This window comes from Pseudomonas sp. AC463 (genome assembly GCF_979253585.1).
The window spans coordinates 1-293 of sequence record NZ_CEEDDZ010000439.1 but is presented as its reverse complement, the minus strand read 5'-3'; the positions used below and the strand labels follow the sequence as shown (position 1 = coordinate 293).

Below are 293 nucleotides of genomic sequence, written 5' to 3'. Positions count from 1 at the left end.
ACGCCGCCACCATCAGCGCGGGAGGATAGCCCAAGGACATAGGGCATCTTTGGGCTGAGGCCCGCAACCGCCGCCTGCAGGATCTGGACTTGGCCTTGATCGAACAGCGTGACCTGGCTGCGGCCAGTCCCGGCGAGGGTCAGCTGGATCTTCATGCCGGCCTGTGCGAGCGGTATCAGGTTTGCACGGCCTTCGCCTACCGGCACCGCGCCGGGAACATAGGCCACGCCTTGCGGCCCCTGACCGATCGGAATCGTCGCGATGACGGTGTTGCTGGCGGTGTCGATCGCCGC

General features: G+C 66.6%; 1 protein-coding gene. It reads right to left on the bottom strand.

The window, feature by feature from the left end:
* Nucleotides 1-293 (bottom strand): hypothetical protein (locus tag AC0IYH_RS30880; RefSeq protein ID WP_471837990.1); only part of this gene is annotated, 293 nt, incomplete at both ends.